24 protein-coding genes, 1 other RNA gene and 1 riboswitch are annotated in these 25,781 nt (G+C 43.1%); of the genes, 12 read left to right on the top strand and 13 right to left on the bottom strand.

Annotation, left to right across the window (positions count from 1 at the left end; translation table 11 throughout):
- Window positions 1-6: 6 nt before the first annotated feature.
- The 4 genes from C5745_RS16150 to C5745_RS16135 are packed head-to-tail and all read right to left on the bottom strand — an operon-like array spanning window position 7 to window position 3,935.
- Window positions 7-999 (bottom strand): LLM class flavin-dependent oxidoreductase, encoded by a 993-nt coding sequence (locus C5745_RS16150; protein ID WP_105718046.1) that lies wholly within the window; start codon window positions 997-999, stop codon window positions 7-9.
- A gap of 21 nt (window positions 1,000-1,020) precedes the next feature.
- Entirely contained in the window at window positions 1,021-2,397 is a 1,377-nt protein-coding gene (locus C5745_RS16145) for an MATE family efflux transporter (RefSeq protein ID WP_105718045.1), read from the bottom strand.
- Entirely contained in the window at window positions 2,366-2,677 is a 312-nt protein-coding gene (locus C5745_RS16140; protein ID WP_105718044.1) for a hypothetical protein, read from the bottom strand. The genes C5745_RS16145 and C5745_RS16140 overlap by 32 nt, the downstream gene beginning before the upstream one ends.
- A 46-nt stretch (window positions 2,678-2,723) precedes the next feature.
- Window positions 2,724-3,935: a multidrug effflux MFS transporter gene (locus tag C5745_RS16135; protein ID WP_105718043.1), complete on the bottom strand. Its 1,212-nt coding sequence runs from the start codon at window positions 3,933-3,935 to the stop codon at window positions 2,724-2,726.
- 159 nt (window positions 3,936-4,094) lie between these two features.
- On the opposite strand from C5745_RS16135, the gene C5745_RS16130 reads away from it, so the two are divergent.
- From C5745_RS16130 to C5745_RS16085, 10 genes are all read left to right on the top strand, one after another.
- Window positions 4,095-7,454 (top strand): DEAD/DEAH box helicase, encoded by a 3,360-nt coding sequence (locus C5745_RS16130; protein ID WP_105718042.1) that lies wholly within the window; start codon window positions 4,095-4,097, stop codon window positions 7,452-7,454.
- 6 nt (window positions 7,455-7,460) lie between these two features.
- Window positions 7,461-7,559: riboswitch (TPP riboswitch) on the top strand.
- Between the two features lie 65 nt (window positions 7,560-7,624).
- Window positions 7,625-7,831: a sulfur carrier protein ThiS gene (gene thiS, locus C5745_RS16125; RefSeq protein ID WP_105718041.1), complete on the top strand. Its 207-nt coding sequence runs from the start codon at window positions 7,625-7,627 to the stop codon at window positions 7,829-7,831.
- Window positions 7,832-7,858: 27 nt separating this feature from the next.
- On the top strand, window positions 7,859-9,673 hold the full coding sequence (gene thiC / locus C5745_RS16120; protein WP_105718040.1) for a phosphomethylpyrimidine synthase ThiC: 1,815 nt from the start codon (window positions 7,859-7,861) through the stop codon (window positions 9,671-9,673).
- The gene (locus tag C5745_RS16115; protein ID WP_105718039.1) at window positions 9,670-10,272 is read left to right on the top strand and encodes a thiamine phosphate synthase; all 603 of its coding nucleotides are present in this window, start codon (window positions 9,670-9,672) and stop codon (window positions 10,270-10,272) included. Before thiC ends, C5745_RS16115 begins: the two co-directional genes overlap by 4 nt.
- Window positions 10,272-10,889, top strand: a complete 618-nt coding sequence (gene thiE / locus C5745_RS16110; RefSeq protein WP_105718038.1) for a thiamine phosphate synthase — start codon at window positions 10,272-10,274, stop codon at window positions 10,887-10,889. The genes C5745_RS16115 and thiE overlap by 1 nt, the downstream gene beginning before the upstream one ends.
- Window positions 10,886-11,656: a thiazole synthase gene (locus C5745_RS16105; protein ID WP_105718037.1), complete on the top strand. Its 771-nt coding sequence runs from the start codon at window positions 10,886-10,888 to the stop codon at window positions 11,654-11,656. The genes thiE and C5745_RS16105 overlap by 4 nt, the downstream gene beginning before the upstream one ends.
- Window positions 11,657-11,669: 13 nt before the next feature.
- On the top strand, window positions 11,670-12,779 hold the full coding sequence (gene thiH, locus C5745_RS16100; RefSeq protein WP_105718036.1) for a 2-iminoacetate synthase ThiH: 1,110 nt from the start codon (window positions 11,670-11,672) through the stop codon (window positions 12,777-12,779).
- Between the two features lie 66 nt (window positions 12,780-12,845).
- Window positions 12,846-13,556, top strand: a complete 711-nt coding sequence (locus tag C5745_RS16095) for a HesA/MoeB/ThiF family protein (RefSeq protein ID WP_105718035.1) — start codon at window positions 12,846-12,848, stop codon at window positions 13,554-13,556.
- 80 nt (window positions 13,557-13,636) lie between these two features.
- Complete coding sequence (locus C5745_RS16090; protein ID WP_105718080.1) at window positions 13,637-14,725, top strand: MBL fold metallo-hydrolase; 1,089 nt, start codon at window positions 13,637-13,639, stop codon at window positions 14,723-14,725.
- A gap of 24 nt (window positions 14,726-14,749) precedes the next feature.
- Window positions 14,750-15,664 (top strand): cysteine hydrolase family protein, encoded by a 915-nt coding sequence (locus C5745_RS16085; protein WP_105718034.1) that lies wholly within the window; start codon window positions 14,750-14,752, stop codon window positions 15,662-15,664.
- Between the two features lie 125 nt (window positions 15,665-15,789).
- Here the strand turns inward: C5745_RS16085 and C5745_RS16080 are convergent, their stop codons facing one another.
- The gene (locus tag C5745_RS16080; protein WP_105718033.1) at window positions 15,790-16,647 is read right to left on the bottom strand and encodes a hypothetical protein; all 858 of its coding nucleotides are present in this window, start codon (window positions 16,645-16,647) and stop codon (window positions 15,790-15,792) included.
- 93 nt (window positions 16,648-16,740) lie between these two features.
- Between C5745_RS16080 and ssrA the strand changes: the two genes are divergently transcribed.
- Window positions 16,741-17,108, top strand: a transfer-messenger RNA (tmRNA) gene (ssrA, locus tag C5745_RS16075).
- A 52-nt stretch (window positions 17,109-17,160) separates the two neighbouring features.
- Here ssrA and C5745_RS16070 read toward each other — a convergent pair.
- Complete coding sequence (locus C5745_RS16070) at window positions 17,161-17,826, bottom strand: metallophosphatase domain-containing protein (RefSeq protein WP_105718079.1); 666 nt, start codon at window positions 17,824-17,826, stop codon at window positions 17,161-17,163.
- Between the two features lie 319 nt (window positions 17,827-18,145).
- Here C5745_RS16070 and C5745_RS16065 point away from each other — a divergent pair, with 319 nt between their 5' ends.
- Window positions 18,146-18,379 carry a hypothetical protein gene (locus C5745_RS16065; RefSeq protein ID WP_105718032.1) on the top strand — a complete coding sequence of 78 codons (234 nt, stop codon included), beginning with the start codon at window positions 18,146-18,148 and terminating at the stop codon, window positions 18,377-18,379.
- Window positions 18,380-18,545: 166 nt separating this feature from the next.
- On the opposite strand, the gene C5745_RS16060 is transcribed toward C5745_RS16065, so the two are convergent.
- The 7 genes from C5745_RS16060 to C5745_RS16030 all read right to left on the bottom strand — a co-directional run bounded on the left by C5745_RS16060 (window position 18,546) and on the right by C5745_RS16030 (window position 25,758).
- Window positions 18,546-19,127 (bottom strand): YceI family protein, encoded by a 582-nt coding sequence (locus C5745_RS16060; RefSeq protein ID WP_105718031.1) that lies wholly within the window; start codon window positions 19,125-19,127, stop codon window positions 18,546-18,548.
- 27 nt (window positions 19,128-19,154) lie between these two features.
- Window positions 19,155-19,877, bottom strand: a complete 723-nt coding sequence (locus C5745_RS16055; protein WP_105718030.1) for a pirin family protein — start codon at window positions 19,875-19,877, stop codon at window positions 19,155-19,157.
- 74 nt (window positions 19,878-19,951) lie between these two features.
- The gene (locus C5745_RS16050; protein WP_105718078.1) at window positions 19,952-21,253 is read right to left on the bottom strand and encodes an NAD(P)/FAD-dependent oxidoreductase; all 1,302 of its coding nucleotides are present in this window, start codon (window positions 21,251-21,253) and stop codon (window positions 19,952-19,954) included.
- A 115-nt stretch (window positions 21,254-21,368) separates the two neighbouring features.
- Window positions 21,369-22,652: a histidinol dehydrogenase gene (hisD, locus tag C5745_RS16045; protein ID WP_105718029.1), complete on the bottom strand. Its 1,284-nt coding sequence runs from the start codon at window positions 22,650-22,652 to the stop codon at window positions 21,369-21,371.
- Complete coding sequence (gene hisG / locus C5745_RS16040; RefSeq protein ID WP_105718028.1) at window positions 22,652-23,503, bottom strand: ATP phosphoribosyltransferase; 852 nt, start codon at window positions 23,501-23,503, stop codon at window positions 22,652-22,654. The genes hisD and hisG overlap by 1 nt, the downstream gene beginning before the upstream one ends.
- A 210-nt stretch (window positions 23,504-23,713) precedes the next feature.
- Window positions 23,714-24,553 carry a prephenate dehydrogenase gene (locus tag C5745_RS16035; protein WP_105718027.1) on the bottom strand — a complete coding sequence of 280 codons (840 nt, stop codon included), beginning with the start codon at window positions 24,551-24,553 and terminating at the stop codon, window positions 23,714-23,716.
- A gap of 26 nt (window positions 24,554-24,579) precedes the next feature.
- The gene (locus C5745_RS16030; protein WP_105718077.1) at window positions 24,580-25,758 is read right to left on the bottom strand and encodes a pyridoxal phosphate-dependent aminotransferase; all 1,179 of its coding nucleotides are present in this window, start codon (window positions 25,756-25,758) and stop codon (window positions 24,580-24,582) included.
- Window positions 25,759-25,781 lie beyond the last annotated feature (23 nt).

Here is a 25,781-nt window from a genome sequence, read left to right as displayed (position 1 = left end):
TCCTATTTATTGTACCAATGCTTCCTTGATAATACGAAACGATTCCAGGCGCTTTTGATTGTCATAGATATAATTTGTCGTCATGATTTCGTCGACATGATAACGGTTGACAAAATCGTCGATGTCTTGTGTAAGTGTTTCCTGATCTCCTGTGAAAGTACAGGCCGTCATGCTATAAACGGCTTTTTCAATTTCGGGGATGCCGTGGTATATAGCCTGTTCTGTCGGGGGGGACAGGGGGTGGCGATGATTGGTGATGATACCGGCAAACATATTTAATAAACTAGTGGAAAGAAAGTCTGCTTCCTGCGTTGTTTCAGCGCCGATAATGTTGACGCAGGCGATGAAATAAGGTTCTTTTAAATGTTCGGAAGGTTTAAACTCTCTTCTGTAAATCTCAGAGGCTTGCGCGAGCATGGCTGGTGCGAAATGTGCGGCAAACGCATAAGGGAGGCCTAGTTCGGCGGCCAAATGTGCAGAGTCCGTGCTGGAACCCAGTATATAAATTGGGATATCCAATCCCTCACCGGGGAAGGCACGTACTTTCTCTGATGGATCATCGTTTTTAAAATATTCTTGAAGGGCTAGCACATCATCCTTAAAATAAAATGCTGTGTTTAAATTGTTTCGGCGGAGTGCCATCGCGGTTACCTGATCCGTGCCGGGAGCGCGGCCCAGTCCCAAATCGATTCTGCCGGGGTATAATGTTTCCAGCGTACCAAATTGTTCGGCGATGACCAAAGGAGAGTGATTTGGTAGCATGATCCCTCCGGAACCAATCCGAATATGGTTGGTCTTACCCGCGACATGTCCAACCAGCACTGCTGTCGCAGAACTGGCAATATGTTCCATATTATGATGTTCAGCAAACCATATCCGTTCGTATCCTAATTTCTCAATATATTGAGCGGCTTCGACACTTCTGGCAATAGCCTGCTGTGCATTTTGCCCTTTACAGACAGTTGCTAGATCCAGAGCCGAAAGTTTAATTTTTTTCATGCCACAAAATTACAGGCTTTGTTACGAAATATGGTAATCCTTATGTAATACCGTGTTTGTCATCCCACGTAATATTTTGGGATAATATATACCTAGCATAATTGCGCGGGCGATAACATACACGATAAAACTAATCCATAGACCGACGTTGCCATAGGAAGTTGTTAGCAATAACGCCGTTCCAATGAAAATAAATAGGGCCATGAGCGTCGCATTTCGCATTTCCACGCTTTTTGTCACGCCGATAAAGATACCATCTAACTGGAAAGCTGCGAATGACAACGCAATATATATGGCAGCATATAGGCTATGGGCAGCAGCCACTGTTTGAACTTGCGTGTCTCTTGTGAGGAGCGGAATCAATATATCACTTAAAATGTATACGCTGGCCGCAAGTATAATGGCGGTGATACCGGCCAAAACAGTAGAGTGTTTTACCTGTTCGATAAAATACGGCTTATCCTTTGCTCCATAAGCTTTGCCCGTCAGCATTTCAGCAACATGCGCATAACCGTCCAGGAAAAAAGCAGAAAGCGACACGAACTGCAGCAAAACATGGTTAGCAGCTAAAATTTCGTCTCCGAAAACCGCTCCTTGGTTGGCAAACCAGGCAAAACCGCTAAGAAGGGCCAGTGTACGAATCATGATGTCCCCATTAACTTTAAATAGTGCAACGAGTTTTTCTTTATTGAAAACGCGAGAGTGCAATTGCTGTAATCGACGAACGAAATTCCCCAATTGCATCTTTTTGACAAGTAAGTAGGCTGCAAAAAACAATATAAACCATTCTGCGATCACAGTACCGAGCGCAATGCCGCGCACGCCTAAGTCGTATCCTACAACAAAGAGCACGTTCAGCAGGATATTTAACCCGTTGAGAAGTAATTGTACGAACAGCAAGTGTTTTGACCAACCCATTCCAATAAATGTACCCAAGAGTGTGAATGTGACTAAGGTCGCTGGAGCTCCCCATATACGGATATAAAAATAGGATTTTACAAGTGACTTAATTTCATCGCTCGCTTGTAGTAAGCTAATGGCGGTTTCGCCAATAGGCTGTTGAAATATAATAAGGAGTAACCCGATTATCGCACCTGATAATACTGCTCGGAATAATAAAGCGTGCATTTCATTGACATCGTTTGCCCCCGCAGCTTGCGATATAAAACCAGTTGTGCTCATGCGGAGGAAGCCGAACCCCCAATACACAAAATTGAAGATCAATGAAGCTAAAGCAATGGCTCCTAGATCCACTGCAGCCCCAGTTTGCCCGATAGCAGCTGTGTCCGCCAAACCTAAGAGGGGAACGGAGGCATTTGCCAGAATAATCGGGAACGCAAGTTTGATGATGCGTACGTAGTTTTTTTTAATCCGACTCGTCTCTGGTGTTGAACTCATTAAATATGGTCGTGAATTCCTCTTTTCGTCTTTCTTCAATTTGCGGGTCAAAAGATAAAGTGGCCTCATAATCGCTCAATAGACGACCTTCGGGTAGAGCCGCTGCTATATAGTCGATATGGTCTTCAATTGCTTCTCTTATCTCCGCTTTGTCCGTTGTCGACTCCTCTTCTATCGCGATTTCCGTCCCGTTTTCCGTTTCATCACTCAACGTCCATTTGAGTCGTTTAAATTGTGTCTGATAAAATGATGTGACATCAATATTTAGTGTGCGTTTCATATCTAAAGAACAAGATACAAAAGAAATGGTTTCTTTCCGTATATGATTAGGAAACAGTATTTTTTTTACGTCTGTCAACTAAGAAATATATTAAGCACGCTATTGACGCGCTGGCACACATAACGGCTACCATGGGTATCATTGAGCCGTCATGGAAATAACTAACAGAAGCAGAAGTAAACGCGCCCAACGCCATCTGGATACAACCTAAAAGCGCCGATGCAATACCGGCAAGTTTTCCGAAAGGGGCTAATGCTAAGGCGGAAGTGTTCGGAAAGATAAAGCCCTGACTACAAAGATAGAGGCATATAAGGCCCAGCAGCACGTAGAGGTTCATGCCTCCCGCTAGCGTAATAGTCACGAGGGATATCCCTGCAGCGGCCTGTAAAAAGCTCGCTTTTTTTGAAGTTTCCTCGCTATTCCATCTGTTGAGCAATACACGATTGAGCTGGGTAGCAATAATTAGGGACGATGCGACGAACGCAAATGCAGCCCCATACTCAGCTTCGGACAAACCAAATAAACGTTGTAAAACAAACGGCGAACCAGAGAGGTATGCATAAAGGCCGCTCGATGCGAAGCCCCCGACGGCAGCATATAATAGAAATATCGGATTTCGAAAAACATGCCAGAAGTCAGCTATAATAGCTCGAGGTCGTAAAGACATTTCCTTATTTCCTTGATATGACTCGGGTAAGATGAAAATGACACCTAGTAAGATTAAGAAGGCAAGTATAGCCAGTATGACAAAAATGATATGCCAATCGAAATTGGTGAGGACAAAGGCCCCGACGCTGGGAGCCACAATAGGAGAGATGCCAATAACCAACATGAGCATGCTGAATACCTTAGCCGCCTCTTTTGGCTCAAAAATATCCCTTACCATCGCACGGCTGGCTACCATCCCGGAACAACTACCCAAAGCCTGCATGAAGCGTAAAAAGATAAGGTGGTTAGGTTCCTTTGTGTATGCACATAATATGGAAGCCCCAATGTAAATTACTAGGCCAATAAGCAAAGGTTTCTTTCTCCCAAATTTATCGAGCAGCGGACCGTAAACCAGTTGACCAAAAGCGATCCCAACGAAGAAAGAGGTTAGGGAGAGCTGTATATGTTCAATCGTTGTTTCAAAATCCAAAGCAATGGTTTCAAAAGCGGGAAGATACATATCTATCGAAAAAGGACCGATAGCAGATAGCAAGCCTAGCGTTAACAATGTCGCGAAACGCTTTTTTCGGGAAACGGCATTAATATTCATGGGTGGAACGTCTCTTTGTCGTGGGTAATATGGGTACAAAATTAAGATAATATCTTAGCTTTACCACTATTAAAAGTTCGATTGCATTTTAATAGTCGGTTCATGATCCATTTTGTGAATATTTGCTAACTTATTGAAAATATAGTTCATTTGCATTTCATGACGAGATTACCAACAGAATACATATTAGCGAATACAAACATAGAAAGCCTTTCTGTATTTGAACTGCTCAGACATACGGCAAGTGGAGCGTTTATGGAGAAGAGCGATTTTCAAGACATTTCTGCCATTTCGCTGGAACTGAATGCAGGTGTGTTCACGAAAACAAACGTTGTTGGGTTTCCTAAAGTTGCTGTAAGTCAGTCAGGCAATGTTGTTATAACTTCATGTTCTTGTGCAAACACATTACCTACATTGTGTATGCATCAGGCGGAAGTTTTACACGGTATATTAGCTCGAAATGATCTTCGTGTTTTCTTTGATAACACACTTCGGAATAAAATCTTGTTGACCCAAGCCAAGCGCTATGGTTTAGAAAACGAACCTAATTTGGATAGCTATTTTGAATTGGGACTCCGAGATGGGAAACTATATGTCGATAGTAAAATTAAAGAATTACTTCCTATGGACGAACAACTTTTTCGAAGAGATTTAATCCCTAGGAAGCGCCCTGTTTTAAAGGATTTGGCAGCAAAAAATACCCGTAAAAAAACGATATTGGTAATCTGCAGGCATCGCTTTTACCAGCAATTGAATTTCTTGTTGATGGAAGCCGATATTACGTTAGCCGGTAAAATCAAAAATCCGATAGCAAATATAGATCCTGTACAGTTGGTTTGGAAAGCGAATGACCCGCAGGAGATAAAATTCTACACTGCTATGATGGGGTTTCAGCACAAATATAGTGAGGACTACACGGAGGCTGAACTGGAAGCGTTAAAACTGATTGCTAAAAATCCATTGGAATTGGCGGTTTACTACCACGATCGGCATATCTCGGAAACAGTTACAGCGAAGTCACTGCTCGCTGTCGAATTAAGCGTTCTGAAAGCGGAGATACAGCTGAGGGTATTTAAAAAAGAACCGTTTTATGAAATAACGGGCGAATTGCGATTTGATAATACGTCACTGCCATTCCCAAATGTCGTTATCCGGCATGATCATTTTGTTTATCATAAACAAGCTTTCTATTTAATTGACCACCCAGATATGCTCCGGGTAATTAAATTCTTCAAATCGAATAACGAGATTCTGCTGATACATGCTTCCAGATACGGCGAATTTCTTCGAACCGTACTTGCACCGCTGGAGGAGCTAGTGCATATTGATTATAGTTACATACGCGTTGCTACGCAGACGCAATCGACAGAAAAAGAATTCCAGACCGAACCTATTATATACCTGCATCAGGAGGGGAATTACATATCTATTACACCAGTAATGAAATATGGCCGCATCGAGATTCCAGTATATTCCCGTAAACAGGTGTTGGGCACCGACCAAAATGGGAATGAATTCAAAATCGAACGTAATAAGGAAGCGGAGGAACATCTGACCTCACTCGTTATGCGCCAACACCCTGACTTCCGAAAGCAAATGGAGGAACACGAATATTTTTATTTGCATAAAGATCAGTTTCTGAATGAAGATTGGTTTTTGGAAACCTTTGAAGTGTGGCGGGCGAAAGGAATTACGATCTTAGGTTTCCATGAACTCAAGAATAATAGATTAAATCCACATCGGGCAAAAATAAGCATCGAGGTAAATAGTGGCGTAGATTGGTTTAATGCCAAATTGAAAGTTCGTTTTGGCAAAAATAATGCTAGCTTAAAACAAGTGCATCGGGCCATTCGGAACAAAAGCAAATTTGTCCAACTGGACGATGGCACACAAGGGATATTACCAGAGGAATGGATATCCAAAATTTCGCGTTATTTTCATGTGGGAGAAATTGAAAAGGAGTTATTGAGAATTCCCAAGACCAACTTTCTGGAGGTCACAAACCTATTTGAAAAAGAAAGTTTGAGCGAAGAAGTGCAGGCCGAAATTGGAGCTTTTCAGGAGCAATTCGCTGAGGATAATAATTTCCCGGATGTTGCGATCCCCACTGCGCTAAGAGCACAATTACGGGATTACCAACGCGAGGGATTGAAATGGTTAAACTTTTTGGATAATTTCAATTTTGGGGGATGCCTTGCGGACGATATGGGACTGGGGAAGACAGTGCAAATTATCGCCTTTATCTTGTTGCAAAGGGAAAAATATGGGCACACGACGAACCTGATTATCGTACCGACGTCTCTGCTGTTCAATTGGCAGGAAGAGCTGTCAAAATTTGCACCGTCTATAAAAACTTTATTGCACTACGGCGTTGAAAGGAATAAAAGCATAGTGGACATGACCCAATACGAAGTGGTGTTGACCAGTTATGGTGTATTGCTGTCAGATATCCGTTTCTTAAAATCTTTCCGGTTTAATTATATCTTTCTGGATGAGTCGCAGGCCATCAAGAACCCCAGTTCCGAACGGTACAAAGCTGTTCGGTTGTTGCAATCGCGTAATAGAATTGTATTGACAGGGACACCTATCGAAAATAACACATTCGATCTTTTTGGACAACTCTCGTTTGCTTGTCCGGGATTGTTGGGAAGTAAACAGTATTTTAGAGATACGTATGCCATACCAATTGATAAATTCGAATACAGCAAGCGCGCGGTCGAACTGCAGAAAAAGATTAAACCGTTTATTCTACGCAGAACAAAAAAGCAAGTTGCAAAGGAATTGCCGGAAAAAACCGAGATGATCATTTATTGTGAAATGAATGCGGAACAGCGTCGGATTTATGATGCCTACGAGAAGGAATTAAGGGAGTTCATCTCAGCGACGGATGAATCCGAAATCCATAAGAGCAGCATGCATGTATTAACCGGATTAACTAAGCTCCGCCAGATTTGCAACTCGCCTGTGTTGCTTAAAGATGGTCATTCAGGTGATCACGCGGTTAAAATCGAGGTGCTTAGCGAGCAAATTGAAAACCAATCCAAAACGCATAAAATTTTGGTCTTTTCACAGTTTGTGGGAATGCTAGACTTGATTAAGGCGGAGCTTGAACGTAAAGATATTGCATTTGTCTATTTGACTGGGAAAACGAAAGATAGGGAAACCTCGGTACAAAAATTCCAAACAGACGAAAATATCCGCGTATTTCTAATCAGTCTGAAAGCAGGCGGGGTGGGACTCAATCTTACAGAAGCAGATTATGTCTATCTCGTTGATCCATGGTGGAATCCCGCCGTGGAAAATCAAGCCATCGATCGCAGTTACCGAATCGGTCAGCAGAAAAATGTGATGGCTATACGATTAATCTGTACGGATACTGTTGAGGAAAAAATTATGCATCTGCAAAAGAAAAAGAATAAGTTAGCGGACGAATTGATTAAGACCGACAAATCTTTGTTGGATGGTTTGTCAAAGCATGAGCTACTGGAGGTATTAGGTTTTATTACAAAAAAGTATTAACTTAGTCGCTGACTTTAGGGGTGTCTGCAGATACAGCAGACTGAGATTTTACCCTTTGAACCTGATCCGGATCATACTGGCGTAGGGAAAAGTAAGATGTCTTCACTGATGCAATCCGCATTAACGTAGCCATTCCTAAAGTTTTATTTATCGAATTAAATTAAACAGGAATGGAACTTATTATCAATCATCAACAAAAGTTTTTCGGAAAAGCTCCAGCTTCACTCGCGGAGCTAATGCAATTAGAAGCGCCTGGGAAAACCAAGGGTGTTGCTGTTGCCATTAATAGCCGAGTTGTGCCTAAGACACAATGGGAGTCTACCGTATTGCGAGATAGAGATTCCATTCTTATTATCACCGCTACACAAGGTGGTTAAATTAACAATCTATCAAATCAGCATATTATGATTAAGCAAACAATCACACACAAACCATTTCCTAACTCCAGAAAAGTGTATGTCGAAGGAAAACTCTTCCCGATTAAAATTGCCATGCGCGAAATTGCCCAACATCCTACCAAATTGAGTACGGGAGAAATCGATATTAATCCGCCGATTACAGTGTATGACACCTCGGGCCCGTACACAGACGAACACGCCAGTATAGATGTTCGAAAAGGGCTTCCGAGGATCCGCGAACAGTGGATATTGGATAGAGGAGATGTTGAGGTGTTGGAGAGTATCAGCTCCGAATACGGAAAAGCACGATTGGCCGACCAAAGTCTAGACGAGTTGCGTTTCGAATATAGCCATAAACCGAAGGTTGCCACGGAGGGTGGCAATGTAACGCAATTGCATTATGCCAGAAAAGGCATTATCACCCCCGAAATGGAATATATCGCTATTCGTGAAAACCAACGTATAGAGCAATTGGAAGCCGCAACTACGGCTATGCGTCAGCAGCATGCCGGTGATAGTTTTGGTGCACGTACCCCTAAACAAAAGATCACACCAGAGTTTGTACGCGATGAGGTTGCAGCAGGAAGAGCAATTATCCCCAATAACATCAATCACCCGGAAAGCGAACCAATGATTATCGGTCGTAATTTTCTCGTGAAGATAAATGCCAATATCGGAAATAGCGCGGTTTCATCCAGTATCGAAGAGGAGGTGGAAAAAGCAGTATGGGCCTGTCGATGGGGAGCAGATACCATTATGGACTTGTCTACCGGAAAAAATATCCACGAAACAAGAGAATGGATTATTCGTAATTCTCCGGTGCCCATTGGTACAGTGCCGATTTATCAAGCGCTGGAGAAGGTGAACGGCGTTGCTGAAGACCTTACATGGGAGGTTTTTAGGGATACCTTGATAGAACAGGCAGAGCAGGGGGTGTCTTATTTCACGATTCATGCGGGCGTTCTCTTAAGGTATATACATTTGACGGCTGACCGCGTAACGGGTATTGTATCCCGCGGAGGCTCTATTATGGCAAAATGGTGTTTATTCCATCATAAAGAGAATTTTTTATATACCCATTTTGAAGAAATTTGTGAAATTATGAAGCGCTACGATGTAGCCTTTTCATTGGGCGACGGCTTGCGGCCAGGATCGATCGCCGATGCCAACGACGCGGCGCAGTTTGCCGAATTGGAAACGCTGGGAGAGTTGACCAAAATAGCTTGGAAACATGATGTGCAGGTGATGATCGAAGGACCAGGGCATGTACCCATGCACATGATTAAGGAGAATATGGAAAAGCAGTTAGCGGAATGTGATGAAGCTCCTTTTTATACGTTGGGACCGCTAACGACCGACATCGCACCGGGATACGACCACATCACGTCAGCCATTGGAGCCGCGATGATCGGTTGGTATGGTTGTGCCATGCTATGCTATGTAACGCCGAAAGAACATCTGGGCCTACCCAATAAAAAAGATGTGAAAGATGGTGTCATCACCTACAAACTAGCGGCCCATGCAGCTGATTTGGCAAAGGGTCACCCGGGAGCCCAATATCGAGATAACGCATTGAGCAAAGCAAGGTTTGAGTTCCGTTGGGAAGATCAGTTCAACTTATCGCTCGATCCTGATACCGCACGTGAATTCCACGATGAGACACTACCCGCAGATGGTGCCAAGGTCGCTCATTTCTGTTCTATGTGTGGCCCAAAATTCTGTTCGATGAAAATCACGCAAGAGATCCGAGATGTGGCTAAACAAGGAATGGCAGAGAAGTCTAAAGAGTTTGTTGAACAAGGCAAAGAAATCTATTTATGATTATTCTGCTATCGCCAGAACAGCCTGTGGTACATGAATCAGCGGTTATCAATGCGCTTTTAGAAAGGGGGCTGCCGCTATTTCATATCCGTAAATACCAGTTAACCGATACGGAAATGATGGCGTATGTAAACGGCATAGATAGCGGTTATAGGCATCGCTTAGTAACACATTCGCATTTTCACTTAGCAACCGAATTGGGAATTGAGCGCTTGCATTTCAGGGAGGAAGATCGGAAGCAGAACAAACACGAAGCATTCATGAATGGCTTTACGTTATCCACTTCGGTCCATACGATAGCAGCTTTCAATAGCTTAGATATTGTATGGGATTATGCCTTTTTATCGCCGGTTTTCCCCAGTATCTCAAAAAAAGGATACGGGGTTGGCCATACGACGCTAGACGACTTGCCGCTGCGGAGCAATCTAGCGGTGCGGCTAGTAGGGTTGGGCGGTATAGATCAGCAAAACTATGCCCAGGTTTTGAGCGCAGGCGCAGATGCCATCGCCTTATTGGGCGCGGTTTGGAACCACCCAGAGCCGATACAGGTATTTGAAACAATAAACAAACACATCCCCACTGGGATTTCGTCATCATAATGCGAAGTAAATTACAATATATATCACAGGGCGCTACAGCTAAGGAGCAGGACTATAATATCCAGCAGGCTTTAGATAATGGAGCTGATTGGATCCAGTTGCGCTGGAAAAACGCGACCAATGAACAACGCCAGAAGCTTGCCGAAAAGGTAAGGACACTATGTGTACATTATCGGGCGACCTATATTATCAATGATAGCATAGTGCTTGCCAAGCAGGTCGATGCCGATGGTGTGCATTTGGGATTGGAAGATGAGGGTATTGCAAAGGCCCGACACATTTTAGGCGAGGGAAAGATCATCGGTGGTACCACAAATACGATAGAAAATGTATTAAAAAGAATCGACGAGGGTTGCGACTATATTGGATTAGGACCATATCGATCGACCAGTACAAAGGAAAAATTAAGTCCGATTTTGGGATTGGAGGGTTACCGAAAGATAATCCTTTATTTAAAAGAGCGACATATCCATTTTCCACCCATTTATGCTATAGGTGGGATCAACCTTGCCGATATCCCGTCATTGTTGGAAGAAGGCGTTTACGGCATTGCGATATCCAAAACGATAACGGACAATCCGGTGAGTATTTCTGATTTTAAAAAATTATTATCATGAGTAGACTACATATTGCAGATAAAATATTTAATTCCAGACTGTTCTTAGGAACCGGGAAGTTTGGTAAATTGGAAGAGATGACGGAAGCCGTCCGGAGTTCCGGATCGGAATTGGTAACGATGGCTTTAAAACGCGTGGATTTACAGTCCGGTGCGGACGATTTGTTGCAGGCTTTACAGATTCCGGATGTCAGTCTATTGCCGAATACATCGGGTGCAAGAAATGCAGAGGAGGCTGTCCTAGCGGCACAACTGGCAAGAGAGGCTCTGGAAACTAACTGGATAAAATTGGAAATTCATCCCGATCCACGATATCTTTTGCCTGATCCGATTGAGACACTCAAAGCCACTGAACTATTGGTAAAGGAAGGTTTTGTTGTTTTGCCATACATCCACGCCGATCCGGTCTTGTGCAAACGGCTGGAAGACGTGGGGACGGCAGCTGTTATGCCGCTCGGTGCGCCTATTGGTAGCAACAAAGGATTACTAACGTTAAACTTTTTAGAAATTATCATAGAACAAAGCAATGTTCCAGTAGTAGTCGATGCCGGTATTGGTGCGCCTTCGGATGCAGCAAAGGCAATGGAAATAGGAGCCGATGCGGTCTTGGTCAACACAGCTATTGCGGTTGCGAACGATCCGACAGCGATGGCGGTCGCGTTTAAAGAGGCAGTTGTTGCTGGGCGAAGGGCATATGAAGCAGGCTTACCTGCTTCGCAGACGGTTGCGGTAGCTTCCAGTCCCTTGACGAACTTTTTGTTGGACTAGAAAACGGATAAAAATGCAATCATTCCAGCATAAATTCCATGAATATCGATGGGATTCCATTCACGAAAGAATCTACGACGTCCGTAATTCGGATGTACGGCGAAGCCTTCATAAGACTAAAAAAACATTAGACGATTTTTTAGTGCTTTTATCGCCTGAAGCAAGCCACTCGTTGGAGGAAATGGCGTATATGGCGCAACGACTTACTCAAAAGCGGTTTGGAAAAACCATACAGCTGTTCGCGCCGCTGTATCTTAGCAACGAATGCCAGAACATCTGTACGTATTGCGGCTTTAGCATGGATAATCAGCTTAAACGTAAAACTTTAAGTAGCATAGAAATTATGCAGGAGGCAGCCGCACTAAAAGCTATGGGCGTAAATCACGTTCTTTTAGTCAGCGGGGAGGCGAATAAAACCGTAGGTGTAGATTATTTTCTTAATGCAATAAAACTATTACGCCCACTTTTTGCGCATATTTCCATAGAGGTGCAACCACTGTTAGAAGAGGAATACGAGGCATTGCACCGGGCTGGTGTTCACGCCGTGCTCGTCTATCAGGAAACCTACCATGAGGAAGTATATAAGCAATATCATCCGAAAGGTAAAAAGTCAAACTTCGCATTCCGCTTGGATACACCTGACAGGATAGGGCAGGCAGGATTGCACAAAATCGGACTAGGTGTATTACTAGGTTTGGAAGATTGGCGGGTAGATAGTTTCTTTAATGCTTTACATATTGATTACTTGCAGAAGACCTACTGGCAGACGAAATATTCGGTTTCTTTTCCTCGATTGCGACCGGCTGAAGGGATTATAGAACCGAACTTTGTTATGGAAGATCGGGATTTACTACAGCTGATCTGTGCGTATAGAATCTGGAATCCGGACTTGGAGATTTCTGTTTCCACCCGCGAGAATGAAAAATTTAGAAACCATATTATTTCCCTCGGGGCTACTATGATGAGCGCGGCATCGAAAACCAATCCTGGAGGATATGTGGTGGATCCCCAATCGTTAGAACAGTTTGAAACTAGTGACGAACGTAGCATGGACGAAATACGGAACGTAATTTATCAGGTGGGGTATGAACCCGTTATGAAAGATTGGGATAATTATTGGTAATTTTGATCTCTGCTCCAGCAGTTTTGGAGAAAAATAAAGGATAGCGTAAATAGATAAACAGAAACAATGCATGCAGATGACGTTTTCAACCGGTACAGCAGACAGATATTTATTGAGGAAATAGGCGTTGTCGGCCAGCGAAAAATCGGTGAAGCCAAGGTGCTTGTGATAGGAGCGGGCGGACTAGGTAGTCCAGTAATACAGTATTTAGCCGCTGCCGGTGTAGGCGGTTTAGCGGTGGTCGACTTTGATGAAGTGGAAATGCATAATCTTAATAGGCAGGTTATCCATCTGGAAAGTGCGATTGGAAAGTCCAAGGTGGATAGTGCCAGCGATTTTGTAAGAAATTTCAATAGCCATATCAGCTTCGTGCCTCTCCATCTCAAGGTAACTATAGAGAATGCTCGGGATTTGATCCGAGATTATGATATGGTGGTGGACGGATCAGATAACTTTACTACGCGCTATATTGTTAACGACGCCTGTGTAGCATTGAATAAGCCATTGGTCTATGGGAGTATTTTTGCTTTTGAGGGACAAGTGGCTGTTTTTAACTATAACCGGAGCAAAAACCTTAGAGACCTATTTCCTGAAGCTCCTAATCCCGAAGACGTGCCCAACTGTGATCGAAATGGTGTATTGGGTCCATTGCCCGGCATTGTTGGAACAATGATGGCTATGATGGTACTTAAAATAATTGTCGGACTACCCATGGCTACCGATCAGCTCACGGTTATTGATACCTTAAATTGGCGTTTTATGACAGTGAAATTTTAAGCGCTGTTAATTATGACTTTTAGATGAGATGTATTCCGCTAATTTTGGTTGCGTCAATGAAAAAGTTTTTAATTCGGAGTATGCAGATTTTACTGATCCTAGTTGTATTGCTGATTGTCGGCGGACTTCTCTATCTGCGTCATGATCGTTTTGGCGCAAACGCTACAGGAGAACGTCTTGCGCGAATGCAAAGCAAGCCTAACTATAAAAATGGGGCATTTGATAATCTTGAACCTACGCCGGCGTTAGCGGAAGGTGTCACTTATCAAGATATCATTAAGGGATTTTTCTTTACAAAAAAGGTGCGCAATGCGCCTCAAGATTCCATACCTGTCGTCAAAAGTGATTTACACACCCTTCCAACCGACAGCAATGTTTATGTGTGGTTCGGACATTCATCGTATTTTATCCAATTGGATGGAAAGAGAATTTTGGTAGACCCCGTGTTCAGCAAATACGCTACTCCGGTGCGTATCAGCGTGCGTGCTTTTAATAGTACTTACGATTACGCTGTTCAGGATATGCCTGAGATAGATATACTCTTTATTACGCATGATCATTGGGATCACTTGGATTACAATACGTTCATGCAGCTTAAACATAAGGTTAAACACATCGTCACTGGCTTAGGGGTAGGGGCTCACTTGGAAAAATGGGGATATCCCGCCGATCAGATTACTGAATTATACTGGGGAGACAGCCTTGAGCTGGACGGTATGAAAATCACTTCGACTACGTCAAGGCATTTCTCGGGCCGTACATTTAAGAGAAATACAACGCTTTGGTCGTCGTTCGTCTTGGATGGATCTAAAAAGTTGTTCTTGGGAGGTGATAGTGGCTATGGTCAACATTTTAAGGAGATAGGGCAACAACATGGGCCGTTTGATTTTGCGATTCTCGAGAACGGACAGTACAACGAAATGTGGCATTACATACACATGATGCCCGAAGAAGTCATAACAGCGACCGCAGATCTACGAGCAACTCATGTGATTCCCGTCCATTCCGCAAAATTTCCGTTGGCAAATCACGCATGGGACGAACCATTAATTAGAATTACCAAAGCGGCTCAAGAAAGCCATGTCAAACTTATTACCCCTAAGATAGGGCAACTGGTATATATGGATAGTATGGCGTCGAATATGGCCTGGTGGGAGGGGCTTCGATAGCCTTTAGAGTCAAGTTATCTATAGATGAAAACAACATACGAAAATATTATCGATGTCAATCGCATTGCGTCGTTTGAAAGCAAAGAAAGCATAACTGATATCTTGACGTTAGCACGAGGTGAAAATATTCCGCATGCTTCGAAGGATAGGCAGCGAGCACTTCTTTTGGCGATCGATGTGCAAAACGATTTTATGCAAAATATCGGCAGCCTGCCAGTTGCTGGTTCGAAAGGGGATGTACAACGTCTTACGCGATGGATGTATTGTAATCTCGAGTCACTCACCCACGTGATCTGTAGCCTAGATTGTCATTCGATGATGCAAATCTTTCATCCGGTCTGGTGGTTGGATCAAGAAGGTAAGCACCCGAAACCTTTCACAATTATCAGTTATGAAGATGTGGCAAGCGGTATTTGGGTCGCCGCCAATGGAGAATCGGAGCGCTCTTTAGAATATCTTCGTAACCTAGAGTCTGCGGGTAATAAACAGCTTTGTATCTGGCCGTACCATTGTCTGGAGGGCACATTCGGTGCGAAACTCGAATCCGAGTTTACAAAGATGCTATATTTCCATGCCGCAGCACGTAACGCCACCCCCAAATTGATTTATAAAGGTCAAAATCCATATACGGAGATGTATGGTATCATCAAAGCAGAGTATGACAAGGAACACTATATAAACTATGCTGTGCTCGATGCCATCCAAAACTGTGATGCTATTTTTATCGCTGGAGAGGCTTCGAGCCACTGCGTGTTGGCTTCTGTGGAGCAGATCCTGGAGTATTATGCAGCCGACAGATCGGTTACCTCTCGTATTACGCTATTGGAAGACTGCATGTCTCCAATTATTGGTTTTGAAGACAGTACACGACAACGCTTTGAAGAACTCAGGGATAGGCACGGTATCCAGATCAGAAAATCTACAGAAGTAATCTTATAATATAGGCATTTTACGAAATTCGCCGCAACTAGAAATTCGAAGTCTACTTTGAAGTTTGATCGCTGGCGTGTGGTATATATAGGAGAGAGTAGCCACCGCCTAAACCGTGGCTATTCTGCAAATTTCTATTTCCCCTTTTTCTTTCCTTGTTTCGCTTTCTTTTCCTTTTTATCAAGTACGTCCTCAATCAGCTTTTTTAATTTCTTTTTGAGTCCGCCAAGCTGTTTTTCATCTTTTACCTTTGTCTTCTTGTCGGCCGTCTTTTTAGATTTTGGCGTGCTTTTTTTGCTTTCTTGTTTCTTTTCCTTTTTATCCTTTTCCTTCTTTTTGCCGGGCTTCACTCGCTCTTTTACTTCACTTTTATAAGATGCCTCTTTAACAAGCTTCTTAGCGTCGGCTGATTTTCCCTCTTTTTTTTGACTTTTCTCTGCTGGAGAGGGTGTTGCGGAGACGTTTTTTGCTTGAGCGGCAGGTTTTTTCGTACTAGCACTTTTTGGTGCTGTCGTTTTTGTCGCAGAAGTTGGCTTAGGCTTGCTCGCAGCAGGTTTTGCCGCTGTAGTCTTGTTTTCTGTCGTCGTAGTTTTCGTAGTACCTCCGCTTTTCGGTGCTGCTGGTTTTGCAGTAGAAGTTGTCTTTGGCTTGCTCGCCGTAGCAGGTTTTGCTGCTGCAGTTTTGTTTTCCGTAGTTGTCGTAGCTTTTACCGCGACTCCAGTTTTTGCCGCCGTGGTTTTCGCTGGCGAGGCCACTTTTGGTTTGCTAGGAGCAGTTGGCTTCCTTGCAGCGGATTTGCTTGCTGTCGTAGCAGGCCTTGCAGTGTTTCCGGTTTTTGCCGTTATAGTTTTTCCTGTGGAAGCTGCTTTCGTTTTGCTAGTAGCAATTGGTTTAGCGGTAGCAGTCTTATCTACTTTTTCTGTAGGTTTTGCTATTGATGCCGCGGTTTCTAGCGGTGCATTTTCCGGGTTCGTTTTTGTTTCTGTAGCCATGAAGTGTGTTTAAGTAAAACTAAAATATCTGTTTTCGTCTTAAATATAGCAAAAACAAATAAATTTTCGTAATTTTGTAGGCTATATAATCATGGGGTCGACCGGAATTGACAGGATAGCGATGGTTATGTAAGCATGCAGTGCATTGTTAGTCTAGCACTTAAATCTGAACTTTCAACTTTACAACTGGCGAAGAAAACTACGCCTTAGCTGCTTAAGTTAGACTTAACATAGCTATTTGTCCCGTTAGATCCTGTTCTTTGGTCTAACATCAGGGGCATCGAACAATAGAACTGGCCGGTGTGATTTTGCTAAGCACCGGTGAGATACAGCAAATACGGAGAACGGTATAGGTAAGTTTCTCACCTTCCCTCTCCCGACAACAAAAGAGAAACTAAGCATGTAGAAAGCGTACACTGTACTATGTCTGGACGAGAGTTCGAATCTCTCCGGCTCCACAAATAAAAGCTCAACGGAAGTTGGGCTTTTATTTTGTGGGAGGGATGAAAATTTTTATCGAAGGGAAGGGCAAATGTCCGAGGTGAAAAACGAGGTGGTAATAATCTCCACTGGCTCATTCCTCATCTCATACCAGTCGTCCAGCACGCTAGCATTAATAAAAGTAGTTTTACCCTTAGTAGAGCTACCGTAATCCTCGTGGATATGGCCGAATATATGATATTGAGGCTTCACTTGGGAAACACGCAATAATAATTCTTCACATCCCGTTCGCTTCCCATAGACCGTTTCATCTAATATACCGAATGGCGGGCCATGCGTAATTAATATATCAGTATCATCGGGAATTAAATCCCAATGTTTTTTTATTTCACTTCCTCGATCCCGATTAAAAGCCCAGTCGTTGAACCAAGGTGTGATGGGGGATCCCCAAATCTTGACGCCTTCTATTTCTACACCGGAATCATTTAGATAAGTGACGCCATTTGGAATCATTTTTTCAATAACATCCTTACGCGCTTTTTCAAACAGAAAATCATGGTTCCCTGCAATGAATATTTTATATCGGAAATTTAGATTCGCAAACCAATCTAAAAAATCAATGATTTCTTCTGAGCGTCCCGATTTGCTTATATCTCCTGTATGTATAATAATATCCCCCTTGGACACTTTTAATGATCGATGTTGTCCATGCGTATCCGAAATTGCTATTATTTTCAAAGGCTTATTTTCCAATAAATTATTTTGCTTACTTTGGTACAGCAAATATAGCTAAATAAGAATAGATGTAACGGAGAAAGTTCTACACTTCGGCTTCACAAAAAGACATATGTTAAGGTGTCTTTTTTGTTTGTTCGAGGGTTGGGAACCCGACAAGGGGGCGAACTATTTCTTCGCGGGCCGGGGGCGGGGATGGGGGACGCAAACATCCCAGCTTTATCTAATACCTATTATGTTGACCATAATGGAATAAAACTTTTAGGTTATGCTAACGTTCTCTATATAAACAGGAGATTATTTGACTATAAGAGACATCGTTATGAGTAAAGGCAAAAACGCAAGAAACAAGGCACCCCAAGGTAAACCATCTTCGGACAGAGGAGCGGGAAGTGGTTTAAAAGAAGTAAATCTAGATGAGGCCACTGCGCAAGAGATGGAAGATAAGTATCTGGATGCGGACGGACAAATAGGTGAAAATGTAAGTACCACAAATGACAATCGTAATGTCGATAAGGGTCGCGAAGAACAAGGTAAGAGTGAAAGCCGAGAATAATCAGGCATACTATAGACGGGAAATGGACTGGGTGGCCTCAAGGAAGGAAGAAAGAATACCTAAAGAAGAATTTGTGCTGACCTATTTAAATGAATCTAGGTCACGACTTCAGCGGTAGGCAAAAAAAAAGACATCCCATAAAGATGTCTTTTTACATTGAGAGGTATTAGTTCTTCTTATGCCCAAATTCACCATCTGCTTTGATCTGTACTTCGTCACTGATCATTGGAGCGGGGAATTTCGAACCTAGGCCAAAATCAGACCGCTTAATGACGCCTGTAATTTGAATACCTGCTACAGGAGCTCCGTCAGCATTTGGGTTTTGCGTAGTTCCCCGATGTTTCATCGTCATGGTAACGGGTTTTGTAACACCCATTAAGGAGAGGTCTCCTTTAAGCGTATACGTATCTTGTCCAGATTTTTCAATAGACGTGCTTTTAAACGTCATTGTAGGGTGTTTTTCAGCGTCAAAGAAATCAGCACTTTTTAGATGATTATCCCGCGGTTCCACTCTAGTGTCTATCGAATTAGTCTGTACAGTCAATTCGATAGCAGCATCACTAAAGTCTTCTTTAGACGAAACGATAGATACGTCATACTTGTTGAAATGACCGGGGACATCCGCAATACCCAGGTGGGTAACCGTAAAACCTAATTTAGAATGGTACGGATCTGCTGTCCAAGTCGTCTGGGCAAACAATCCTATCGAAACGAATAGAAATGCAAAAAATAAAGTTAACTTTTTCATCTGTATATAATTTCAAATAATTAATTCCTATTGTAGCTCCATTGGAACTTCCATTAATAATATCTCTGCATCTGCAGTAGCTTCAAGCGTGAACGTTTCGGTCTCCCACAGTCCATAGCCGTCACGTTTGTTCAAAATTTGATCACCAACTTGTACGCTACCGGTAAGAACAAAAATATATACACCATTGTTTGCCGGATCTTTGAGGCTATATTCCGTGCTATTGCCTTTTTCAAAAATGCCTATATGAAACCAAGCATTTTGGTGTATCCACACACCGTCATCCTCTGGGGTGGGAGAAAGAATCTGCTCAAGTAAATTTGGCCGTTGCTTATAGTTTAATGCGACTTGATCATAGCGAGGCTCTACATTTTGCTTATCGGGAAAAACCCATATCTGAAGGAATTCGGCTGCCTCATCCGGAATATTGTTGAACTCGGAATGATAAATACCAGTGCCTGCACTCATTATCTGGATTTCACGTGGCCTAATGACCCCGGCGTTTCCCATATCGTCACGATGCTTCAATTCTCCCTTCAAAGGAATGGAAATGATTTCCATGTTATTATGGGGATGTTCGCCAAACCCTTGTCCGCCCGCCACCTGATCGTCGTTCAGCACGCGAAGGGCACCGAAATGTACACGATCAGGATTATGATAGGAAGCAAAACTAAATGTATGAAAGCTCTTAAGCCAGCCGTGGTCTGCTTTTCCGCGGGAATCCGCTTTATGTAAAATTGATTTTGCCATAACTTTATTGTTTTGATAACACAAAGTTATGGCAAGTCTCTGTCTAAATTGTTGATCTATGTTAAGAAGTTATCTTAACCATGAATATTCGTTCTTACTTCATTGTTGTCCCGCTTCCGTTCGCTGCGGATGATTAGACGAAGATCGGAGTTGGCGGAATAGAAAGACCAGACCCAGTTTCCTAACAATTTCCACCTATTACGGAAGCCTGCAATAGGGAAGAGATGGATAAGTAACCAAGTGAGCCAAGCAAAGAACCCAGTAAAAGAGAATTTAGGTAAGTCGGCGACAGCTTTGTAACGCGCTATGATGGCCATGCTTCCTTTATCCACATACGAAAACGGTCTTAATGTTTGCCCTTGATCTTTGGCAATTATGTTCTTGCCCAATAATATCCCTTGTTGAATAGCAACTTGCGCTAATTGTGGATGACCGTTCGGGAATTTTGAGTCTGTGTCTTGAAAGCAAATGTCGCCGATCGCAAAAATGTTGCTATAACCTTGCACGCCATTGTACTGATCGACTAAAACCCGACGTCCTCTTCCGAATTTTTCCGCTGGTAGCCCTGGTAACTCGCGGGCTATAACGCCAGAAGTCCAGATCAATGTCTTGGTTTTTATTTCAACGCCATTCGCTAGGATGACCGTATCATCCACATAGTCTTTGACAGCTGTATTCAACGTAATATCTATCCCTAGTTTCTCCAGAACTTCAAACGCTTCTTTCTGAGCGACGCTACTCATAGGGCCTAAAAGGGCTGGTCCGGCATCTACCAGATGGATTTTTGGTTTTAATCCCACTAATTCTGGATATTCTTTTTTGACAATACGCTCACTCAGCTCGGCGATCATACCCGAAACCTCCACACCAGATGGGCCACCACCAGCAACAACGATGTTCATATATGCTTCCCGATCCGGGTCATCTGTCCGTTGGATATAATCTTCGAGGTTCAGTAATAATTTGTTCCGGATAGCGAGTGCATCGGTGATATTCTTCATTGGAAATGCCTTTTTCTTGACGTTCTCCATGCCGAAGAAATTAGTTTCGGTGCCCGTCGCTAAAATCAGGTAATCATACGGTAAATCGCCCGCATCCGTTTCGATGAGATTGCTCTCTGCACGGATGTTCAATAATCTTCCGAGATGAAAAGAGAATCCTTGATGTTTTCTAAACATTTTGCGGAAAGGCATACTGATATTCGAAGCTTCTATAAAAGCGGTAGCTGCTTGATAAATTAAAGGAGGGAAGAAGTTGTAATTATTGATATCCACCAAGGTCACTTTGTAGGGGTGGTTTTTTCCTAAAGATTTGACGAAATTTATACCCGAAAATCCGCCACCTACAACGACGATGTGTTTTTTATTATCTGCCATAATAAGCTGTTCGTTTGTATAAGTATTACCCAACAGTAGATAGAACAAAACCTTCTATGCTTTTGTTTGGGAAATTATGCTGCAAAGATAGAAAAACCAATAAGAACGCGGGGCTTTATTTTCGGATACTTATAGCGTTTTTGTGCGCATGCAACCCTTCCAGTTCGGCTAAAGTCTCAACGGTGGAGCCAATATGACGTAACCCGTCGGGAGAGATGTGCTGAAATGTGATCTTCTTAACAAAGGAATCTACGGAGACGCCAGAATAAGAACGAGCATATCCCGAAGTAGGTAAGGTGTGATTGGTGCCTGAAGCATAGTCGCCTGCGCTCTCCGGGGTAAGGTGTCCTAAAAACACCGACCCTGCATTGGTAATGCGCGGAAGTAAGCTTTTCCATTCATCTGTTTCCAAAATTAAATGTTCCGGAGCATATTGATTGGAGAAATCGAGAGCTTCATGTAAGTCAGTTACCTCAACGGCATACGAGTTTTTAATGGCCATATTGGCTATCTCTGCTCGGGGCAACACGCCGAGTTGCTTTTTAAGTTCTTCATTGACACGCTTGATAATGGACGCTGATGTAGCGACAAGTACGGCTTGACTGTCGGGACCGTGTTCAGCCTGCGCCAATAGATCAGCAGCAACAAAAGCAGGTTGAGCGGTATGGTCGGCCACGACCAAAACTTCCGAGGGTCCAGCAGGCATATCGATACTAACGTTTACCATGCTCTGAACCATACTCTTTGCTTTGGTGACGAACTGGTTTCCAGGGCCGAATATCTTGTCCACCTTGGGCACATTTTCCGTACCATACGCCATCGCAGCAACGGCTTGCGCACCGCCCACGAGGTATATCTTTTCAATTTTTAGCAATTGGAGACAGTACGCCACAAAGCCGTTTATTTTTCCAGTGTGTTGTGGCGGAGAACATACTACAATTTCTTTACATCCGGCTATACGAGCTGGAACTCCGAGCATCAGCAACGTGCTAGGCAAGACCGCCGAGCCCCCGGGAATGTATAGCCCCACTTTCTCTATAGGGCGTACCTCGCGCCAACATGCTACGCCCGGCATGGTTTCTACCACCCGTTCTTTCCGAAGCTGGCTACTATGGAATTTGTGGATGTTTTGAAAGGCTATCTCCAATGCGCGTTGTTGATCACGTGTGATCGTTGCCGCCAAAGCCTCGATATCGTCCTTTTCTAGATAAAGTTTTTCAAGTGTTACCTTGTCAAACTTTAACGCGAATTCATGGAGCGACCTATCGCCGCGTAGACGTACATCATCCATGATTTGCAATACGGTGTCTTGTATCGTATGTGTGGCATCCGTGTTGCGCGCGACTAATTTCTCGATATCAGCAGCTGTTAAGCTCTTAAATGAATACTGTTTTAACATTATAGTATTATTTTTTCGATAGGCATGACCACAATACCTTGTGCGCCGGCGGCTTTTAATTTATTGATTTTATCCCAAAAATCATCTTCAGGGATAACGGTGTGAACGGCAACCCAACCCTCTTCCGCGAGAGGAACTACCGTAGGACTTTTTACACCCGGGAGGAGGGATGTTATTTGAGGCAGATTATTTTTTTCCACGTTCAACACGACGTATTTCGTCTCTTTAGCACGTAATACCGATTGTACGCGTTGCAATAGCTCACATAGAATAGGGTTTTCTGTCAACTCCTCGCGGCCTATAAGAATGGCTTCGGAACGGCGTACATCAGCGAAGGGTTTAAGCCCATTACTTTTTAACGTGCCACCTGTAGAGACAATATCGCAGATAGCGTCACTTAAGCCTAGACCCGGCGCTATTTCTACCGAGCCAGAAATTTGGCGTATCTCCGCCGACAAATTGTGTTCTGCAAGAAACTCTTGTAAGATATTAGGGTAGGTGGTAGCTATCGCCTTACCCTGTAAGTCCTGAAGTTGCTGTATCGTTGAATCTTTTGGGATTCCGATCTTTAATGTACAGCGACCGAAGCCGAGCCGTTGCAAGTACGTGACTTTTTCTTGAGATTCATCGATAACGTTCTCACCAACGATACCTAAATCGGCAATCCCTTGTGCAACATAGCCAGGGATATCATCGTCGCGTAGAAATAAGATTTCCAGGTTGAAATTATTAACCGTTGTAATAAGGGAACTTTTATAGTTTTCAAAATCAAGTCCGCAGTTTTTTAGCAATTGGACCGATTTTTCATTTAATCTACCCGATTTCTGGATAGCGATCTTAAGATTCTTCAAAATGTGGGATTTTTAATGTTTACTATTATTAATAAAAGAAAGATAACTCGGGGTTTTTGCTTCACGTAGAAACACATTAATTTACATATCGCCAAAACGGCGATGATGGAAATGAATGTGATGTGCAAACAAATAAGTCATTTTTACTAATAATGAAACAAATGTATATTATTGTTATGTGTTTTACAAATTTTAAAAATAATTTTAAAATTATTTGATGATCCTTTTGATTTTATTTGATTTTTTTATGAGCTTATGTAACCCTTCGTAATCTTCCTTCTCTAGTTTCGTGTACAGATTTTGCAGCTGTTTGATGTGTTCCTCTAATACTTCTAAGACATTATCGCGATTCTGTTTAAAGATAGGCGTCCACATGTCAGGAGACGATTTTGCCAAACGGACTGTAGATTCGAATCCAGAGCCTGCAAGCTCAAAAATGCGGCCCTGCGATTTTTCTTTTTCCAGGACAGTTAATGCGAGCGCGAAAGACGTGAGGTGGGAGATATGTGATACATAGGCCGTATGCATGTCATGTTCCTCGGCGGTCATGAATGTCGTTTTCATTTCCAATTGTTCCGTCAGCGCGTCGGCTCGCTCAAAAGCGTCTTCGTCCGTTCTGAACGCTTCGACATACACCATCACCTTGTCTTTGTATAAGTTGGGGATGGCCGCCTCAGGACCAGAGTATTCGGTACCAGCCATCGGGTGGGCAGCGATATATCGGCCTCGGTTTGGATGGTCCGCTATCAGCCGTAAGATGTTTGTTTTGGTAGACCCCATATCAACGACCACCTGATCGGTCACCTTGTCTAAGATGTTCGGTAGGATGTTCATGATCGCATCTACGGGTACCGTTAATATAATGATCTTGGATGATGCGATAGCATCGTCCAAGGACTGGATTTCATCAACAAGTCCAAACTGCAAGGCTTTTTTTGCATTGGCTTCGTTTTTTTCTACGCCGATTATCTTTTCACCGAATTGGGTTTCTTTCAGACGAATACCAATGGATCCGCCGATTAAACCAATCCCGATAATAGTTATGTTCATGTTTTTGTAATTCGTAAAATCTCCCTTTAATCCTCGTTTTTTATTTCATTCTGTTTCTCGATTCTTTCGATAGCCTGGTCAAGCACGTCCTCTTTCGCACACAAGCTGATGCGGATATACTGTTCACCTGCGTTACCGAATATCCCACCGGGTGTGATAAATACATGTGCGTGATGCAAAATACGATCACTAAGGGCATATCCGTTGGCATATCGATCAGCGACTTTTGCCCAGACGAAAAGCCCTACCTGTGCAGGATCGTATACACAATTTAACATCTCCATGATACGGAAAACCTTTTCTCGTCGTTTTGCATACACGGCATTGAGTTCAGTGTACCAAGAGGAATCCAGTCGTAACGCCGTAGTTGCGGCCAATTGTAGAGGCAGGAACATACCCGAATCCATATTGCTTTTAAAACGCAGTATTTCGTTTATACGATTTTCGTTGGCTATTAACATGCCAATGCGCCAACCCGCCATATTAGACGACTTACTCATTGAATTTAGTTCGATGGCTACGTCTTTTGCGCCTTGTACAGCCATTAAGCTGAGCGGTTTGTCGTTTAATATAAAGCTGTACGGGTTATCGTGGCAAATTAATATATTATGTTTCCTACCAAAAGCCACAACCCGCTCAAATAGCTCCATTGTTGCAGGGGTGCCCGTCGGCATGTGCGGATAGTTAATCCACATCATTTTCACACCGCTCAAATCACTATTTTCCAATGCTTCGAAATCAGGTTGCCAGTGGTTCTCGGCTTGTAATTCATATGAAATAGCAGTTGCACCACTTACGCGCACGGCGCTTGTATAGGCAGGGTATCCTGGATTGGGAATCAATACCTTATCACCTTCTTGTAAATAGGTCATACAAATATGCACAATGCCTTCTTTCGAACCGATAAGCGGAAGGATTTCGTTTTGAGGATTCAAGTGTACGCCATAGTAGCGTATATACCAGTCTGCCATAGCCTCCCGTAGAACAGATGCTCCTCTATAGCTTTGATAGCCATGCGTGTTATTTTTACTCGCTTCTTCGTTTAAAACACGCAGTACATCGGGATGAGGGGGCAAATCGGGACTTCCGATACCTAAGTTAATTACCTGTGCCCCACGCTTATTCATATCGTCAATCTCCCGTAACTTCTTGGAGAAGTAATACTCCTCCGTATGTTGCAGCCTTTGGGCAACTTCTATATGCATATCGATAATTTCAAATTTAGCGC

Source organism: Sphingobacterium haloxyli (assembly GCF_002980525.1).
Classification (GTDB): domain Bacteria; phylum Bacteroidota; class Bacteroidia; order Sphingobacteriales; family Sphingobacteriaceae; genus Sphingobacterium; species Sphingobacterium haloxyli.
The sequence above is the reverse complement of the archived record's forward strand: the minus strand, read 5'-3'. Positions and strand labels throughout refer to the sequence as shown.